At 24.1% G+C, this 18,757-nt stretch carries 11 protein-coding genes, 3 tRNA genes, 1 rRNA gene and 2 pseudogenes; 13 read left to right on the forward strand and 4 right to left on the reverse strand.

Going from position 1 to position 18,757, the window contains the following annotated elements; genetic code table 11:
• Positions 1–73 precede the first annotated feature (73 nt).
• The 4 genes and pseudogenes from frr (at position 74) to dnaE (ending at position 5,807) form a co-directional block, all read left to right on the forward strand.
• A complete protein-coding gene (frr, locus tag AB4W62_RS00990; protein ID WP_367680090.1) occupies positions 74–631 on the forward strand; it encodes a ribosome recycling factor in 558 nt (185 codons plus the stop codon).
• 131 nt (positions 632–762) lie between these two features.
• On the forward strand, positions 763–1,473 hold the full coding sequence (gene uppS / locus AB4W62_RS00995) for a polyprenyl diphosphate synthase (RefSeq protein WP_367680091.1): 711 nt from the start codon (positions 763–765) through the stop codon (positions 1,471–1,473).
• 163 nt (positions 1,474–1,636) lie between these two features.
• Complete coding sequence (locus tag AB4W62_RS01000; protein WP_367680134.1) at positions 1,637–1,996, forward strand: 3-hydroxyacyl-ACP dehydratase FabZ family protein; 360 nt, start codon at positions 1,637–1,639, stop codon at positions 1,994–1,996.
• A gap of 287 nt (positions 1,997–2,283) precedes the next feature.
• A pseudogene (dnaE, locus tag AB4W62_RS01005) lies at positions 2,284–5,807 on the forward strand (DNA polymerase III subunit alpha).
• 82 nt (positions 5,808–5,889) lie between these two features.
• On the opposite strand, the gene AB4W62_RS01010 reads toward dnaE, so the two are convergent.
• Positions 5,890–7,590: a proline--tRNA ligase gene (locus tag AB4W62_RS01010; RefSeq protein WP_367680092.1), complete on the reverse strand. Its 1,701-nt coding sequence runs from the start codon at positions 7,588–7,590 to the stop codon at positions 5,890–5,892.
• A gap of 198 nt (positions 7,591–7,788) precedes the next feature.
• Here AB4W62_RS01010 and AB4W62_RS01015 point away from each other — a divergent pair, with 198 nt between their 5' ends.
• Positions 7,789–8,565, forward strand: coding sequence for an EscU/YscU/HrcU family type III secretion system export apparatus switch protein (locus AB4W62_RS01015; RefSeq protein ID WP_367680093.1), 777 nt, complete (start codon positions 7,789–7,791; stop codon positions 8,563–8,565).
• 373 nt (positions 8,566–8,938) lie between these two features.
• Positions 8,939–11,020, forward strand: a complete 2,082-nt coding sequence (gene flhA / locus AB4W62_RS01020; RefSeq protein ID WP_367680094.1) for a flagellar biosynthesis protein FlhA — start codon at positions 8,939–8,941, stop codon at positions 11,018–11,020.
• A gap of 33 nt (positions 11,021–11,053) precedes the next feature.
• Here the strand turns inward: flhA and argS are convergent, their stop codons facing one another.
• A complete protein-coding gene (gene argS, locus AB4W62_RS01025; protein WP_367680095.1) occupies positions 11,054–12,787 on the reverse strand; it encodes an arginine--tRNA ligase in 1,734 nt (577 codons plus the stop codon).
• A 323-nt stretch (positions 12,788–13,110) separates the two neighbouring features.
• Between argS and AB4W62_RS01030 the strand changes: the two genes are divergently transcribed.
• The 3 genes from AB4W62_RS01030 (at position 13,111) to AB4W62_RS01040 (ending at position 14,894) form a co-directional block, all read left to right on the forward strand.
• Positions 13,111–14,664, forward strand: a 16S ribosomal RNA gene (locus AB4W62_RS01030).
• A 66-nt stretch (positions 14,665–14,730) separates the two neighbouring features.
• Positions 14,731–14,807 (forward strand) — tRNA-Ile (locus tag AB4W62_RS01035).
• Positions 14,808–14,821: 14 nt separating this feature from the next.
• Positions 14,822–14,894, forward strand: a tRNA-Ala gene (locus AB4W62_RS01040).
• A gap of 3 nt (positions 14,895–14,897) precedes the next feature.
• On the opposite strand, the gene gloB is transcribed toward AB4W62_RS01040, so the two are convergent.
• Both gloB and rnhA read right to left on the reverse strand, forming a co-directional pair.
• Complete coding sequence (gene gloB / locus AB4W62_RS01045) at positions 14,898–15,653, reverse strand: hydroxyacylglutathione hydrolase (RefSeq protein ID WP_367680096.1); 756 nt, start codon at positions 15,651–15,653, stop codon at positions 14,898–14,900.
• A 39-nt stretch (positions 15,654–15,692) separates the two neighbouring features.
• The gene (gene rnhA / locus AB4W62_RS01050; RefSeq protein ID WP_367680097.1) at positions 15,693–16,154 is read right to left on the reverse strand and encodes a ribonuclease HI; all 462 of its coding nucleotides are present in this window, start codon (positions 16,152–16,154) and stop codon (positions 15,693–15,695) included.
• 54 nt (positions 16,155–16,208) lie between these two features.
• Between rnhA and dnaQ the strand changes: the two genes are divergently transcribed.
• The 4 genes and pseudogenes from dnaQ to gpt all read left to right on the forward strand — a co-directional run bounded on the left by dnaQ (position 16,209) and on the right by gpt (position 18,566).
• The gene (gene dnaQ, locus AB4W62_RS01055) at positions 16,209–16,937 is read left to right on the forward strand and encodes a DNA polymerase III subunit epsilon (protein WP_367680098.1); all 729 of its coding nucleotides are present in this window, start codon (positions 16,209–16,211) and stop codon (positions 16,935–16,937) included.
• A gap of 60 nt (positions 16,938–16,997) precedes the next feature.
• Positions 16,998–17,071: transfer RNA gene (locus AB4W62_RS01060), tRNA-Asp, on the forward strand.
• 246 nt (positions 17,072–17,317) lie between these two features.
• Positions 17,318–17,904, forward strand: a pseudogene (gene lpcA / locus AB4W62_RS01065) (D-sedoheptulose 7-phosphate isomerase).
• A 200-nt stretch (positions 17,905–18,104) separates the two neighbouring features.
• Positions 18,105–18,566, forward strand: coding sequence for a xanthine phosphoribosyltransferase (gene gpt, locus AB4W62_RS01070; RefSeq protein ID WP_367680099.1), 462 nt, complete (start codon positions 18,105–18,107; stop codon positions 18,564–18,566).
• Positions 18,567–18,757 lie beyond the last annotated feature (191 nt).

Genomic DNA, 18,757 nt, shown 5'->3' on the forward strand with positions numbered 1-18,757 from the left:
TAAAAAATGTTAATTTTAAAAATATTGAAAATTTTGTTAATAAAATTTTTAAATAAATATTTAAGGAAATCCTATGGTTGAAAACATTCAAAAATATGTTAATAAAAAAATGGAAGAATGTATTGTAAAATTTAAAAAAAAAATAAATACAATAAGAACAGGTAGAGTTTCAACTGATATATTAAATGGAATTTTTATTGAATATTATGGAAAAAAAATAGAATTAAAAAAAATAGCTAATATTACGATAGAAAATTCTCAAACGTTAAAAGTAACTCCGTTTGAAAATAGCATTCAAAAATTAATAGAAAAAAAAATTATTAGTTCTAATTTAGGTTTAAATCCTATTTCTAAAGGAAATACTATTTTAATAAAAATTCCTTTTTTAACAGAAGAACGAAGAAAAGAATTAGTGAAAATTGTAAAAAATGATACTGAAAAAGTTCGTATTAATATTAGAAATATTCGAAGAGATGCAAAAGAAAAAATAAAAAAATTATTAATTGATAAAGTAATTACTAAAGATAAAGATTATACTTTTCAAAGTAATTTACAAATAAAAACAAATTTTTTTATAAAAAAAATAGATAATATTTTAAAAAAGAAAGAATTAGAATTAATGAATTTTTAGTTATATATAAGTTTTGTTATATTTTTTATACATAAATCATTTTATTTTTAAAATATAAATTTTATATAGTATTAAAAATTTTAAAAGTAAAAAATATAGTTTATGAAAGCTATTAAATAGTCATATTATTTATGAATATAAAAATAAGAAATTTTCCTTCTCATATTGCTATTATTATGGATGGAAATGGTAGGTGGGCAAAAAAAAGGGGGAAACCTAAAATTTTTGGTCATCAGGAAGGAATTAAAGCTGTTTATCGGTCTATTCAATTTGCTTTATTTAACAATATTGAAGTTTTAACTTTATATGCATTTAGTAATGAAAATTGGAAACGTTCTTCGATAGAAGTTAGAAATCTAATGTTTTTATTTGAAAAAATATTAAAAAAAGATGTTTTAAACTTAAACAAATATAATATTAAATTAAAAATTTTAGGAAATAAAAAAAAATTACATTCTGCTTTGCAAAAACAAATAAAAATTTCTGAGTTATTAACTAGTAAAAATAAAGGATTAAAACTTAATATTGCACTTAATTATGGAGGTCGTCAAGATATTTTACGAGGTGTAAAAAATATTGTAAACAAAATTTTTTTAGGTAAATTAGATATAAGCGATCTTCAAGAAGACACCTTTTCTTCAGTATTATCTACAAAGTTTTTACCTCCAGTGGACTTATTAATTAGAACTGGAGGAAATATTCGTATTAGTAATTTTTTACTTTGGGAGATCGCTTATTCAGAGTTATATTTTACTGACATATTTTGGCCAGACTTTAATAGTCGGTCATTTACAAAAGCTATTAATCAATTTAAAAAAAGAAAAAGAAACTTTGGGAAATAAAAAATATATATAAATAATAAAAAATTATTTTTAATTTTATAAATTTGTCAAATTATTGATAAAGAATGCTAGTTATTTAAAGTAAATTTTTATATAAATAAATATTTATTTTTTATAAATATTTATTTTTTTAAAAAAAATAGGAAAAAATAAATTGTCAACTATGAATATTATTTTTAATAAAGATGAAATAAAGAAAGTCTTGCCTCATAGAAATCCTTTTTTATTAGTAGATAAAGTTTTGGATTTTGAGAGAAATAAATACATAAAAACTACTAAATTAATTAAAAAAAATGATTTATTTTTAAAAGGTCATTTTCCTAAATTTCCTGTTCTTCCAGGTGTATATATTATGGAGATAATGGCTCAATCTAGTTGTTTTTTATTATTAAAAAGTCAAAAAAAAATACTTTTAAAAGATTTTTATTGTCTTTCTAGTATAGAAAAGTGTAATTTAAAGACTTTTGTTTTTCCTGAACAAAGAATTTTTATAAAAGTTTTCATAAAAAAAAAAATCTTATAAAATTAAAAGGTATTGCTAAAGTAAATAAAAAAATTGTATGCTTAACATATTTTTCTTGTATGAAAATAAATAAAGATTCCGTTAAAAAATCATAATTATTAATTTTTTTTAAAATTATTTTTCAGTATAGTAATTTTCTTTAAAAGAAAAAATTTATATTTAAATATAAATTTTTCTAATTTAAAATTAATTAAAAATATATTTTTCTCTCAAGAGACTTTTTTTTATTAAAATATTAAAGTTATTAAAAATATTTAATTTAAATAAAAAATTTAGGCATTAAAAATATGGAAGAATTAAAATTTGTTCATCTTCGTTCTCATAGTGATTATTCTATGATAAACGGATTATCAAAACCAGAAAATTTGGTGGATTCAGCTCTAAAATTAAATATGCCTGCATTGGGTTTAACTGATCTATCTAATTTATACGGAGTTATAAAATTTTATAAAGCAGCTCATAAAAAAGGAATTAAACCTATTATTGGTATTGATTTTAATTTTTTTTCTAAATTTGTAAAAAATAAGATTTGCAGTATTACTTTATTAGCTAAAAATGAAATAGGATATAAAAATCTAATAAAATTATCTTCTAAAGCCCATCAAAATGAAACGTTTCAGGATAACGGACCTGTTATTATAACAGATTGGTTATGTAAATATAATAAAGGTTTAATAGCATTATCAGGAGGATGTTTAGGAGATGTTGGGCAACTTATATTAAAAAAAAAAAAAAAGAAATTATAGATTGTTTAATTTTTTATAAAAAAATTTTTCCTGATTCATATTATTTAGAATTAACAAGAATAAATTTAAAATATGAAGATTATTATATTAATAAAGCTGTTGAGATATCTATCAAAAACAATATTCCGATAGTTGCTACAAATCCAGTTTTTTTTCTTAAAAAAAAAGATTTTAATACTCATAATATTAGAGTTGCTATTAATAAAGGATTAACACTTAATAGTATAAAAAAAATAAATAACATTACTCGTAATCAATTTATGCGTTCTTCACAGGAAATGGAAAAAATATTTTTTGATTTTCCGGTTGCTTTAAGAAATAGCGTAGAAATTGCTAAAAGATGTAATGTGAAAATTATTTTCGGTAAATATTTTTTACCTAAATTTTTTACTGGAAATATAAATACTGAAAATTATTTAATCATAGAAGCTAAAAAAGGATTAAAAGAAAGATTCAAAAATTTATTTTCTGAAAATAAAATATCGGAAAATATTATTCCAAAAGAATATAAAATTCGTTTATTTAAAGAACTAACAGTAATAAATAAAATGGGATTTCCAGGTTATTTTTTAATAGTTATGGAGTTTATTCAGTGGGCTAAAAAAAATGGAATTCCAGTTGGACCAGGAAGAGGTTCAGGAGCTGGTTCTCTTGTTGCTTATGCTTTAAATATTACTGAAATAGATCCTTTGCAATTTGATCTTTTATTTGAACGCTTTCTTAATTTAGAACGCATATCTATGCCTGATTTTGATATAGATTTTTGTATGTACAAAAGAGATAAAGTTATTGAACATGTCGCGGAAAAATATGGAAAAAATTCCGTTTCACAAATTATTACATTTGGAACTATGACCGCAAGAGCTGTAATTAGAGATGTTGGAAGAGTATTAGGTTATCCATATGGATTTATTAATGCAATTTCTAAATTAGTTCCATTAGATCCTGGTATTACATTAAACGCTGCTTTAAATAAACAAACAGAATTATTAGATTTATATAATCATAAAAGAGATGTTCAAATATTAATTGATACGGCCAAAAATCTTGAAGGTGTTATTAGAAATGTAGGAAAACATGCAGGAGGTGTTGTTATTACACCTACAAAAATAACTGATTTTTCACCTTTATGTAGAGATATAAACTCTAAAAATTTATTAACTCAATTTGATAAAAATGACATTGAAGAAATTGGATTGGTGAAATTTGATTTTTTAGGATTAAAAACGTTAACAACGATTAATTCAGCATTAAATATGATTAATAATCAATTATTAAAAAAAAATAAAAAGTTAATAGATATCCTATCAATTCCTATTAATGATTATAAAACTTTTAAATTATTACAAAAAGCAGAAACTACCGCTATTTTTCAATTAGAATCGCCTGGAATGAAAGATTTAATTAGAAGAATGCATCCTGATTCGTTTGAAGATCTTATAGCTTTAGTAGCTTTATTTCGCCCCGGACCATTACAATCCGGAATGGTAGATAATTTTATTAATCGAAAACACGGAAAAGAAGTAATAGCGTATCCTGATAAAAAATGGCAACATAAATTATTAAAACCTGTTTTACTTTCCACTTATGGGATAATTTTATATCAAGAACAAGTAATAAGTATTGCTCAAGTATTTGCTGGATATACTTTATCCGGTGCTGATGTATTACGAAGAGCTATGGCTAAAAAAAATCCAGTAGAAATGAATCAACAACGTAATTTATTTCAACAAGGCGCTAAAAAAAATTTTATAGATTCAAAATTATCAATGAAAATATTTGATTTAGTTGAAAAATTTTCAGGATATGGGTTTAATAAATCTCATTCTGTAGCTTATGCTTTGGTTTCATATCAAACATTATGGTTAAAAACACATTATCCTGCAGAATTTATGGCAGCAGCAATGACAGTAGATATGGATAATACAGAAAAAATTGTAATTTTATTTTATGAATGTTTGAGATTGAAGTTAGTTATTAATACACCCAATATTAATAGAAGTAAATATGAGTTTTATGTTAATTCAAACCATAGTATAGAATATGGATTGGGTGCTATAAAAGGAATTGGAAAAAGTTCTATTACTGAAATTATTACGGAAAGAAAGAAAAATGGAAATTTCGTTAGTTTGTTAAACATTTGTATTAGAGTCAGTCCTTCAAAACTTTCTCGTAGAATAATAGAAAAGTTAATTATGGCAGGTGCTTTTGATTGTTTTAAAAAAACTAGATATGAATTAATTTATTCAGTGCCTAAAGTTATGAAATCAGCTAAACAATATTTAAAAAGCAAAAGTGAGTATCAAGAAAATATATTTGGATCGTTATTAACAGAATTAGAAAAAATACATCCTTTATCTTCAAATTTTCAAAATAATTTTTCAGAATTAATAAAATTAAATTGGGAAAAAGAAGTTTTAGGATTTTATTTAACGGGACATCCTATTAATCAGTATAAAGAAGAACTTAATTTTTATATACAAAATGAAAATAAAGTATATAAAGATTTATATCTTAAGAAAAAAGAAAAAAAAATAGTAGCAGGAATAGTTATTTCTGTAAAAATTTTATTTTCAAAAAATAAGAAAAGATTTGCTTCTATCGTAATAGATAATAATTTAGGTCGATTAGAGGTAATTATTTTTGAGAAAGTATTAGATGTTTTTGAAGATTTATTAAAAAAAAACGAAATCCTAATAATAGAAGGTAAACTTAAATATAGTTATTTTAATAGAGAAAAAATATTAATTGCTAATTTTGTTAGCAATATAAATTTTTTTAGAAAAAAATATATATCTAAATTAATTTTTAAATTACATGAAAGTAATAATAGCGAATTATTACTTAATTCATTAAAAGAAATTTTGGTAAATCATGCTCATGGAAGAGTTCCGGTATATATGAACTATATAAGTAAAGATTTTAAAAAAGATGTTTACTTTGATACAAAATATCACATTTCAGTATCTAATAATTTATTAAATGAATTAAAAAAAATATTAGGAGAAAAAAAAATTCAATTTAAATTAGAATGTAATTTAGAAGAAAAAATAATTTATTATTAGTTAATTAATTTTTTATATAGGTAATGTTAAATAAAAAAAAAATAATATTTTTCTATTTAACATTACGTATAAAAATATATTTTTATATTAATTTATTTTTAATAAAAGTAAAAATTTTATCTACAGGAACAATAAAAGAAGTATTATTAATTCTTTCTTTAAATTCAACACTATTTTTTGATAAATATCTTTTACTGATTATAATAGAATAGGGAATTCCTATTAATTCCATATCAGAAAACATTACTCCAACTTGTTCGTCTCTATCATCTAAAAGTACATTTATATTTTCTTTTTTAAATTTTTCATAAATAAAAAATGTCATTTTTTGGACATTAGAAGAATTTTTTAAATTTATAGGTAAAATTACTACTTGAAAAGGAGCTATAGATTTATTCCAAATAATTCCTCTATTATCATAATTCTGTTCAATAAAAGCCGCAATTAATCTACTAATTCCAATTCCATAACATCCCATTTTAAAAAAAGTAGAGGAACCATTACTTTTTTTTACTTTAGCATTAATCATACGAGAATATTTTTTTTCTAATTTAAATATATGAGCAATTTCTATACTTTTATGTAAATTAAATTCTTCTTGATTCAAATATTTATTTTTATTCATAGTATTTTTGATATTTATAAAGATAGGTTTAATAAAATCTTTTTTTAAATTTATCAAAGTTAAAAATTTATCTTCATTATTTAGTTGAATTAAAAAATATTTTTCAGAAATTAATGATTGGTCGATTATTAATTTAATTAATAAAGAATTTTTGATTTCCTTCAAACCTAAATTTTTTCCTAGTATTTTAAATATTTCTTTTTGATTTAAAAATTTTATAGGAGTAGTTAATAAATCTGTCATTCTAATATTAGAAATATCAATTTCACTGTTTTTTTCTATTAATAAACAAACTATTTTAAATAAACTATTTTTTTTGGATTTTAATGAAATAATCTGTACTAATTTAATTTTTTTTAAATTAATATTTTTATTATTATTTAATAAAGAAAAACTTTCAGTTGAATTAAATGTTTTTTGTTTATTTTTTTTAAATTTATTTTTTATAGAAAAAACTTTTTTTACTGTTGTAATATTATTTTGATTAGAAATTGCTAAGAGATCTTCTCCTGACTTTGATAACGCCTGAAATTCATGAGATATCGTTCCTCCCATAGATTCACAGTTAGCTTCTACAATAACTATTTTTAATCCTATTTTATTAAAAATAGAAATATAAGTTCTATATAAAATATCGTAAGTTTTTTGTAATGAAGAAGAAGTTGTATGAAATGAATAAGCATCTTTCATTATAAATTCTCTTGATCTAATTATTCCAGAACGAGGTCGTATTTCATCTCTAAATTTTGTTTGAATTTGGAATAAAATAATAGGTAATTGTTTATAAGAATATATTTCTTTTTTAATTATTTTTGTAATTAATTCTTCATGAGTTGGACCTAGAATAAAAGTTTTTTTATTTCTATCTATTGTTTTAAAAAGTTCTTTTCCATATTGATTCAATCTTCCGCTATGATCCCAAAATTCTATAGGTTGTAACATCGGCATAATAAACTCTATTCCGCCAATTTTGAGCATCTCTTCTCTTACAATTTTTTGTATATTATTTACTACTCTCAAACCTATTGGAAGCCATGTATATATTCCTGAAGATATCTTTCTAATCATACCTGATTTTAACATTAGTTGATGACTTATTGTCTCAGCTTCACTTGGTTTTTCTCTGATAGTAGATAGAATATATTTCGAAATTCTCATAATTTATATTTTTCTTTTTTTATTTAAAAATTATTTTTTTATATTTTATATATATATAGAATATAGTATTTTATTTAGAAACTAAAAATATATTTTTTTGTTATTTTAGAAATAAAATAAAAAAATTAATTCAATTAAATTTTTTTTAAAATAAAAAATTAATTATAAACATTTTCGATTTTTATTTGAGGATCAGAAATGAGCGATGAATTAGAAAATGATGAAAAAACTGAACAACCAACTCTTTATCGTATTAAAAAAGAAAAAAAATATGGAAATATAAAAGAATTTTCTAAAGAATTAACTTCTTTTATAATTTTATTTTCTATTTTTGCGATGATTTGGATTTTTAAAATTAATATTTTTTTTCAATTTAAAAATATGTTAACTAATTACTTAGTTTTTGATAAATCTATCGTTAATAATTTTCAACACATAGGAAAAAATTTCTTTATATCTATTAAAAATATACTAATATTTTTTTTCTTATTTATGACAATAGTTTTAATACAAATAATATTTTTTTCGTTTTTATCTGGAAGTATAGGGTTTACAACTAATTTTTTTAAAAGAAACATCCAGAGAATGAATTTTTTAAATTGGATAAAACAAATTTTTTCTTTCCAATCAATAATTGAATTTTTTAAAATAATAGTAAAAATAATAGTTATTTCTTTTTTTACTGAATGCTATATAGTACATATAGCTAATAAGCTGTTTTTTTTAATGAAATGTTCTTTTAATAAATCTGTTTTATTAGGAATGAACATTATCTATGAATGTTATTTTTTAGCTGTTCTTATTTTTTTACCTATTGTTTTTTTTGATATTTTTTTAAAAAATTTTTATTTTTATAAAAGAATGAAAATGTCTTTTCAAGAAATAAGGGAAGAAACAAAAGAAATAGAAGGAAATATTATTATTAAAAATAGAATTCGAAATGAAATAAAAAAAATATTAAGTAAAAAAAAATAATTCTTAGTATTAAAATAATTGGTCTGATTATTATAGATAGACATCATTATTTAGTTATATTAAGCTTTGATTTAATGAATAAAAAAAACCGATTTCATTAGCGAAGAGAAAAAATAAAATAATATTTTTAATTGTTAAATTAGCTAAAAGGAATAGTATTCCAATACTAAAATAATTATTTTTTTAGCTATTTTTGTCATAAAAATATTTTTATAGAAAATGAAATTTCTAAAAAAAGTATATTTACTTAATAAATAATACTGTATTTTGGATTTTTAAAATTAAAAGACAAAAAAGAAGCAGAAGTGACATTTCTTAAAAAACCTAAAAATATATTTATTTCTGATTAATGCTTATATTAAGGAAATTAAAAATGTTAAAAAATTTTATTTTTATTGAAAATATTAAAAAAACTTTAAAAGAAACAGAATGGGTTTCTTTTGTAGGACCAATTTTAGTTTTGATGATATTATCAATGATGATTCTTCCTTTATCCGCATTTTTTTTAGATATTTTTTTTACTTTTAACATAGCAATATCCATTACGATTTTACTAGTAACCATGCTTGTTAAAGAAACGCTAGAATTTTCAGCTTTTCCTATAATATTATTATTTTCAACTTTATTAAGATTGGCATTAAATATTGCTTCGACTAGAATTATTTTATTAAAAGGACATAATGGTGTTTTTTCAGCTGGTCGAGTTATAGAAGCATTTGGACATTTTTTAGTCGGTAGTAATTTTACAATTGGAATTATTATTTTTTCTATTTTTATTATTATTAATTTTATAGTAATAACAAAAGGAGCTGGAAGAATAGCAGAAGTTAGCGCTAGATTCATACTAGATGGAATGCCAGGAAAACAGATGGCAATTGATGCTGATCTTAATGCGGGTTTAATTAAAGAAAAAATAGCTAGAAAACGCAGATTAGAAGTAATTAGAGAGGCTGATTTTTATGGTTCTATGGATGGAGCTAGTAAATTTGTCAGAGGAGATGCTATTGCTGGACTTCTTATTATGATAATAAATATTTTTGGTGGATTAATAATTGGCATGTTGCAACATAAAATGCAATTTAAAACAGCTATACAAACGTATACGTTGTTAACTATAGGAGATGGTTTAGTAGCACAAGTTCCTGCTTTAGTTCTTTCAATAGCTTCCGGAGTTATTGTAACTAAAGTTAATACTTCTCAAAATGTTGGAGAACAGATAGTAAAACAATTATTTTCTGATCCAAAAGTATTTTTACTTAGTGGTTTTGTATTAGGAACGTTAGGATTAATTCCTGGAATGCCTAATTTAGTTTTTTTAATATTTACCATATTTTTTTTTTCCTTTTCAAAATATCTTATTCATAAAAGAAAAAAAATTGAAAATTTTTCTAGAAAGCAAGTTAAAAGCAAAAAAATAGTAGAAGCTTCCTGGGATGATGTACATATAGAAGATATGATTAGTATAGAAATAGGTAAGAATTTACTTTCATTAGTTGATTCCGAAAATGAAAAAAATTTATTAAATAAAATCGCTGAAGTTAGAAAAATATCGGCTAAAAAATTCGGATTTTTACCTTCATATGTGCATATAAAACATAATGTGAATTTGCTTTGTAATTCTTATAAAATTTTTATCAAAGGGATTAAATACGACGAGTGGACTGTTTTTCCAAAAAAATATTTAGCCATTGATGCTAAAAAAAATATTCTTAAAATAAAGGGAAAAAGTACAATAGAACCAGCTTTTGGTTTTTCTGCTATTTGGATTGATGCGAATATGTTAAATACAGCTAAAGCGTATGGTTATTCCATAGTCGATTCTAGTTCAATTATAGCTACTCATTTAAGTGTTTTAATTTCTAAAAATTTAAGCAATCTATTAGGGTTTCAGGAAACACAAAATTTATTAAACCGGTTAGAACAAGAAATACCTAAATTGATAGAAAATTTAATACCTAATAGTATATCATTTATAAAACTACATACTATTTTAAAAAATTTATTATCAGAAAATGTTTCTATTAAAGATATGAGAACAATTTTAGAAACAATTATAGAATATTCAAATATTTACGAAAATGTAAATGATTTAACAAGAGAAGTTAGAATTGCTTTAAGTAGTAGTATAGTACAAGAAATTTTTCCTGATTTAAATAATGCAAAAATAATGAAATTAGATGCTAAAATAGAAATAAAATTATTAGATTTATTAAAAAATAAAAATAAAAATAATATTGATCCTATTTTTCTTTTAAAATTAATACAAGCTACGAAAAAATCAATTAAAAAACAAAAAGAAATAAAAGGTTCTTTAGTTCTTGTAGTCGATGACTTTATAAGAAGATTTTTGTCTATTGTTTTACGGAAACATTGTTCAGCATTAACAGTTTTATCTAATATGGAAATTAAAAATAGTGCTACTGTTACAACAGTAAATTTTATTCAGTATGAATAAAAAGATTGTTTTGTTTAATTTTAAAAAAATAACTTACATTTTATTTATAGTTTTTATGCCTAGCAAGCTTAATCCTTTTTTTATTACTTTTGCAGTTAATAATGACATAGTAATCCTACTAATAAATATTTTTCTTTTTTTTGAAAAAATAATTGAACAAGTTTCATAAAAATAAGAGAAAATAGAAGATAGTTCATACAAATACGTACAAATAATATGAGGCTTTCCGTGTTTGGAAACATTAATAATAATTTCTTCAAATTCAAGTAATTTAATAACTAGTTTTTTTTCAATTTCTTTTTTTAAATAAATTTTTCCTGAAATATTTGATTTATCAAGTTTAGATTTTTTAAAAATAGAAATAATTCTAGTGTAAGCATATTGAATATATGGTGCTGTATTTCCTTCAAAAGATAAAATTTGATCCCAATCAAATATATAATTAGACTTTCTATTCTTAGATAGATCAAAATATTTAAGTGCACCAATTCCAATAATTGGAGCGTATTTCTCAATTTCATCTTTAGACATGTTTGGATTTTTTTCTTTTATTATTTTAATAGATTTTTTTATAGCATTATCTAAAAGAGTAACTAACTTTATAGTATTTCCTGTTCTTGTTTGAAAAGGTTTTTTATTTTTAGATAAAATCATTCCAAATACATGATGTTCTATAGATACATAATTTGGTACATATCCGGCTTTTTTAGCAATAATTGTAATTTGTTTTAAATGTTGTTTTTGTCTTGAATCAGTATAGTAAATAACTCTATCTGCTTTTAAAATTTCACATCTATATTTTAAACAAGCAATGTCAATTGTAGAATATAAAAAGGATCCGTCGCTTTTTTGTATAATAACTCCCATGGTTTTTCCTTCTCTATTTTTAAATTCATTTAAATAAATTAAAAGAGAACCATTTTTTCGAATAGCTATTTTTTTTTGTATAAGATCTTTAACAATTGGAAAAAGCATATCACTATATTGACTTTCTCCCTTTATATCTTTTTGACGTAATGAAACATTTAGTTTTTTATATAACTTTTGATTATATTTTATAGTCATATTGACTATGTTTTTCCATATTTTCATACAAAAAGAATCTTTATTCTGTAATAAAAAAGTATAATTTTTTACTTTTTTAGAAAATTTTTGATCTTTTTCATATTTTTTTTTAGCTTTTTGATAAATTAGTTCTAATAAGTTTAAACTAATTTTTTTTTCTTTATAAATTTTTTTTTCTATTAAGAATGAAATAAGCAAACCAAATTGTAAACCCCAATCCCCTATATGATTAGCTCGAATGACTTTATGTCCTAAAAAATCTAATACTCTAGCCAATACATCCCCTATAATAGTTGATCTTAAATGACCTACATGCATTTCTTTTGCTACATTAGGAGAGGAGTAATCTATTACTATAGTTTTTGGTTTTGAAGTACTATAAATATTTAGTCTGGAACATAAAAACATTTTTTTAATTTTTTTCTCTAACCATTTTTTATTTAAAAAAATAACTATTATTCCTGATTTAATAACTTTTATTTCTTCATAAAAATCTTTTTTTTTAATGTTTTTAATTATTTTTTTTGAAAATTTATAAGGATCTATATTCATTTTTTTAGCGATGCTAATTATCCCATTTACTTGATAATCGCTTTTTTGATTTTCAGAACTTTTTTTTATTCCAGGATTGCAATCTAAAGGAGCAGAAGAATCAATTAATGCCTTTTTTATTATTTCTGAAAGTTTTAAATAAAGGTTCATTTATTATAATTTCCTTTGTATATAAAAGAGTACTGTATAACATATTTTTTATTAAAATAATAATTTTTAATTTCTTTTTATTTTTAAAATGGTAAAGAGAAAATTATTTTTAGAAAAAAGATATAAAAATTTTTATACTATATTTATATAAAAAAATACTTAAAAAAAATTAATAAATTTATTGACAAAATTAAAGTTTAATTATAGTATTGTTAAAGTTAGTAAAAAAGCTCTTTAAAAATATCAGAAAATCTGTGTGGGTACATCAAATTTAATTACAAAGTATTTTAAGAAATATGCTCTTATGAGCGAAAAATTTTGTTAAATTGAAGAGTTTGATCATGGCTCAGATTGAACGCTGGCGGCAAGCTTAACACATGCAAGTCGAGCGGCAGCGAAAAGAAATTTATTTCTTTGTCGGCGAGCGGCAAACGGGTGAGTAATATCTGGGAATCTGCCTAAAAGAGGGGGATAACTACTGGAAACGGTAGCTAATACCGCATAATGTTGAAAAACCAAAGGAGGGGATCTTTTATTAGACCTTTCACTTTTAGATGAGCCCAGACGAGATTAGCTAGATGGTAAGGTAAAGGCTTACCATGGCTACGATCTCTAGCTGGTCTGAGAGGACAAACAGCCACACTGGAACTGAGATACGGTCCAGACTCCTACGGGAGGCAGCAGTGGGGAATCTTGCACAATGGGCGAAAGCCTGATGCAGCTATGCCGCGTGTATGAAGAAGGCCTTAGGGTTGTAAAGTACTTTCGTCGGAAAAGAAAAAGATAAAACTAATAATTTTATTTAATGACGTTATCCGAAAAAGAAGCACCGGCTAACTCCGTGCCAGCAGCCGCGGTAATACGGAGGGTGCTAGCGTTAATCAGAATTACTGGGCGTAAAGAGCACGTAGGCTGTTTTTTAAGTCAGATGTGAAATCCCTAAGCTTAACTTAGGAACTGCATTTGAAACTAAAAAACTAGAGTATCGTAGAGGGAGGTAGAATTCTAGGTGTAGCGGTGAAATGCGTAGATATCTGGAGGAATACCTGTGGCGAAAGCGGCCTCCTAAACGAATACTGACGCTGAGGTGCGAAAGCGTGGGGAGCAAACAGGATTAGATACCCTGGTAGTCCATGCCGTAAACGATGTCGACTTGGAGGTTGTTTCCTTGAGGAATGGCTTCCGAAGCTAACGCATTAAGTCGACCGCCTGGGGAGTACGGCCGCAAGGCTAAAACTCAAATGAATTGACGGGGGCCCGCACAAGCGGTGGAGCATGTGGTTTAATTCGATGCAACGCGAAAAACCTTACCTGGTCTTGACATCCATAGAATTTTTTAGAAATAAGAAAGTGCCTTCGGGAACTATGAGACAGGTGCTGCATGGCTGTCGTCAGCTCGTGTTGTGAAATGTTGGGTTAAGTCCCGCAACGAGCGCAACCCTTATTCTCTGTTGCCATCGGGTCATGCCGGGAACTCAGAGGAGACTGCCGGTTATAAACCGGAGGAAGGTGGGGACGACGTCAAGTCATCATGGCCCTTACGACCAGGGCTACACACGTGCTACAATGGTTTATACAAAGAGAAGCAACTCTGCAAAGATAAGCAAACCTCATAAAGTAAATCGTAGTCCGGACTGGAGTCTGCAACTCGACTCCACGAAGTAGGAATCGCTAGTAATCGTGGATCAGAATGCCACGGTGAATACGTTCCCGGGCCTTGTACACACCGCCCGTCACACCATGGGAGTGGGTTGCAAAAGAAGCAAGTAACTTAACCTCTGAGTTAGAGGAGAGCGCTTACCACTTTGTGATTCATGACTGGGGTGAAGTCGTAACAAGGTAACCGTAGGGGAACCTGCGGTTGGATCACCTCCTTAAAAAAATATGATTAATTTTGAATGTGCCCACACAAATTTTCTGATGTTTAAAACAACAAGTAAAACAGGCTTGTAGCTCAGTTGGTTAGAGCGCACCCCTGATAAGGGTGAGGTCGGTGGTTCAAATCCGCTCAGGCCTACCATTATTATTAAATGGGGGGCTATAGCTCAGCTGGTAGAGCGCCTGCCTTGCACGCAGGAGGTCAGCGGTTCGACCCCGCTTAGCTCCAAGATTAAAAATAATCTTTTAAAATTCTAAGTTTAGTAAAACACTCAAAGGAGCTAGATGAGAAAGGTAAATTTATAGAATTTTTTATTTTTTTTTCTTCAGTTCTTAAAAATATATTTATCTTTTTTTCAAATTTTAATTTTGTGGGTAAACTACAAAATGTTTTTTTGTTGTATTTTTTAATTTTTTTATAATAAAAATTAATTTTTTTATCATTCTTTAATAAAGAATGAGAAAATTTTAGATTTTTAACTGTATATTCATGTGAAGAATATATTAAAGTTTCACCGGGTAAAAAAGATATTTTTTTAATAGAATTAAATAAAAAAAGATAATTTTTATCATCCACTTTTCCACATCCCCCAGAAAATAAAACGTCTCCGCAAAATAAAAATGGATCGGAATAATAACTTATATGACCTATAGTATGACCTGGTGTATGTATAACTTTCCACTTTCTATCAAATAAATTAATTTCTTTATTTTCTTCAACATAGTTTATAAATTTTAAGTTATTTATTTCTTTAGGACCATAAATTGTTAATTTAGGAAATTTTTTTAATAAATCCAAAACCCCTGCTGTATGGTCTAAATGTTTATGAGTTAAAAATACAGCGACTGGAAAATATTTTTTTTCTTTTAAGTAAGAAATAAGAAGTTCAGATTCACCAGGATCAATTATAATTACCAATTTTTTTTTGTTAACTATTATCCAGATATAGTTATCTTTTAACACTTTTATTTTTTTTATTTTAATCATAGTTAAAAATTCTTTATATTTGTAATATAAATAAAATAATTATTTATTATATCCTAAATCTTCTAGGTTTGCAGATTTAGCGGCTAATTTAGCTAATTTATCGCACTTTTCATTATTTTTATTACCAATATGTGATTTTGTCCATTTCCAAGAAATGTTGTGTTGTTTTAATAAACTATTTAAGCGTTTCCATAAATCTATATTTTTTACTTTTTTGTTTTTTTTGGTTTTCCAATTGTTTAGTTTCCAATTTAAAATCCATTTAGTAATTCCAGTTTTGACATATTTACTGTCTGTAGTTAATAAAACGTTACTTTTTTTCTTGAGGCATTCTATAGCCATGATTGTCGCCATTAATTCCATTCTATTATTTGTAGTTAAATAATATCCTAGAGATAATATTTTTTTATTATTTTTATATTTGATAATCGCTGAACATCCACCGGGTCCTGGATTTCCTAAACAAGACCCATCAGTAAATATTTTAACTAATTTTTCCATTTTAATATATAATCTCCTAAAAATTAATAACCACTTATTTTTATATTTAAACTAATGATAAGACAAATAGTTTTAGATACTGAAACGACCGGTATGAATCGAAAAGGTTCTATTTGCAAGAATCATAAGATTATTGAAATTGGAGCAGTAGAATTGATAGATCGTAAATTAACAGGAAATAATTTCCATTTTTATCTTAATCCTAATCGAGAGGTTGATTCAGAAGCTTTTAAGATTCATGGAATATCTGATTCTTTTTTAAAAGAAAAACCATCTTTTAAACAAATTTCCAATCTATTTTTAAAATATATAAGAAATTCAGATTTAATTATACATAATGCTGATTTTGATTTTAGTTTTATTCAACATGAATTTAATTTTTTAAATATTAAAATAAAAATAGGAAAAAATTTTTTAAATTTAATAGATACATTAGTTATTGCAAGAAAATTATTTCCAGGTAAAAAAAACTCTTTAGATGCTCTTTGTTCTCGTTATAAAGTAACTAATACTAACAGAAAATTACATAGTGCAATAGTAGATGCTAAGCTATTAGCAAAAGTATATTTGCTTATGACAAGCAATCAAGAAAAAATAAATTTTGATTTACAAGAAAATAAATATCAGCAAAAAAATATGTTAAAAAAAAATAGCTTTTTAAAAAATAATTTTTGTTATCATACACCTTCTACCGAAAAAGAAAAACTCGATCATAACTCTTATTTAAAAGAAATGAAAGAAAAATCTGGACAGTGTTTATGGATTGATTTTTTTAAAAATTGATAATTTAGTTGACTACTTTTTTAAAAAGTATCATAATATGATTTGAAAAGATTTTTACTTGGTGCGGTAGTTCAGTTGGTTAGAATATCGGCCTGTCACGCCGGAGGTCACGGGTTCGAGCCCCGTCCGCACCGAAAGTATATAATATTTCATATTCTATTTTCTTCTTTAATAATTCTGCGCATAAAATCCTTTTAAAAAATCTTTTTGATCTTGTTAATTACTAAAAAATTACTTTTAGCAATATTGAATTAGTAATATTTTCAATAGAATTCTTAAAATATTATTTTTAATAATATATTAATATATAAAATAAAATTTATATTTTTTTTATATATATACGTAGGAATACATATATTTAATAGAGAAGGATATAATTTATGTACAAAGAAATTATTCGTAATGAATTGCGTTCTGCTTTAAATATACTAAAAATTTTTTTAAAAAATGATATACAATTAAGTTTTTTAGAAAAAGCGGCAGTATTAATTGCTAATACTTTTAAAAAAAAAAAAAAGTTCTTTCATGTGGAAACGGAGGTTCTAATTGCGATGCTATGCATTTTGCAGAAGAATTAACAGGATGTTATCGAAAAATTAGACCTGGATATTCCGCTATAGCAATATCGGATAGTAGTTATCTTTCTTGCGTAGGAAATGATTTAGGTTATGAAAATGTATTTTCACGATATATAGAAGCTGTAGGAAATAAAGAAGATGTTTTATTTGGAATAACAACATCTGGAAATTCTTTAAATGTTCTAAAGGCAATAAAAACAGCTAAAAAGAAAAATATGAAAACAATTATTCTTACAGGAAAAAATGGAGGAAAAATTGCAGGTTTAGCTGATATAGAAATAACTATTCCTCATTTTAAATATTCTGATAGAATACAGGAAATGCATATAAAAATAATTCATATTATTATATTATTAATTGAAAAAGAAATGAAAAGGTTTCAATCTTAATATATATATAAATTTTATTTTTTTCACATATTTTTTTATATATATAAATATATATTTCTATGAAATGAATTTTTATACGAGACTAATATTAATTATTTTTTATAGAAAAATTTTATATATTTTGAATATATATTAATTAATATTAGTAACTTTATTCCCAAAGTATTATTAAATAATAATTTAACAATTTCGGAATTTTTATGGGTAAGAAATATATTGTTACTTGGGACAAATTACAAATTTATGCTAGAAGATTAGCTAAAAGTTTATTAAAAAAAAAAAATAACTGGAAAGGTATTATAGCTGTTAGTAGAGGAGGACTGATACCTTCCGCAATTGTTGCAAGAGAATTAGGAATAAGATTAGTAGATACCTTATGCATTTCTAGTTATGATTATAATCATTTACGAGATTTAAGAATCATTAAATTAGCAAAAGGAAATGAAGAAAAAATTATAGTTATTGATGATTTAGTCGACACAGGAGGTACAGCAAAAGTTATTCGTAATATGTATCCGAAAGCATATTTTGTAACTATTTTTGCAAAACCTATAGGGAAATTATTTGTAGATGAATATGTAATCGATGTTTCTCAGGATACTTGGATAGAACAACCATGGGATATGTCTATTTCATATATTCCTCCTTTATCAGAATTATAATTTTTTTAAAAAAATAATTATTAAAAAAAATTTGTATATAAAAATTATTAAAATATATGTATATATAAAAATATATATGCTCAATAATTTATTATTTTTTATTAGTAATATAGTATTATATTACTTTAATAGTATGAATAATTATTCATTTAATAAATTTTAACGTGGGAAAATTTCATCATGATTCAAAA

It is taken from the genome of Buchnera aphidicola (Mindarus abietinus) (assembly GCF_964059085.1).
Lineage (GTDB): Bacteria > Pseudomonadota > Gammaproteobacteria > Enterobacterales > Enterobacteriaceae > Buchnera_A > Buchnera_A aphidicola_C.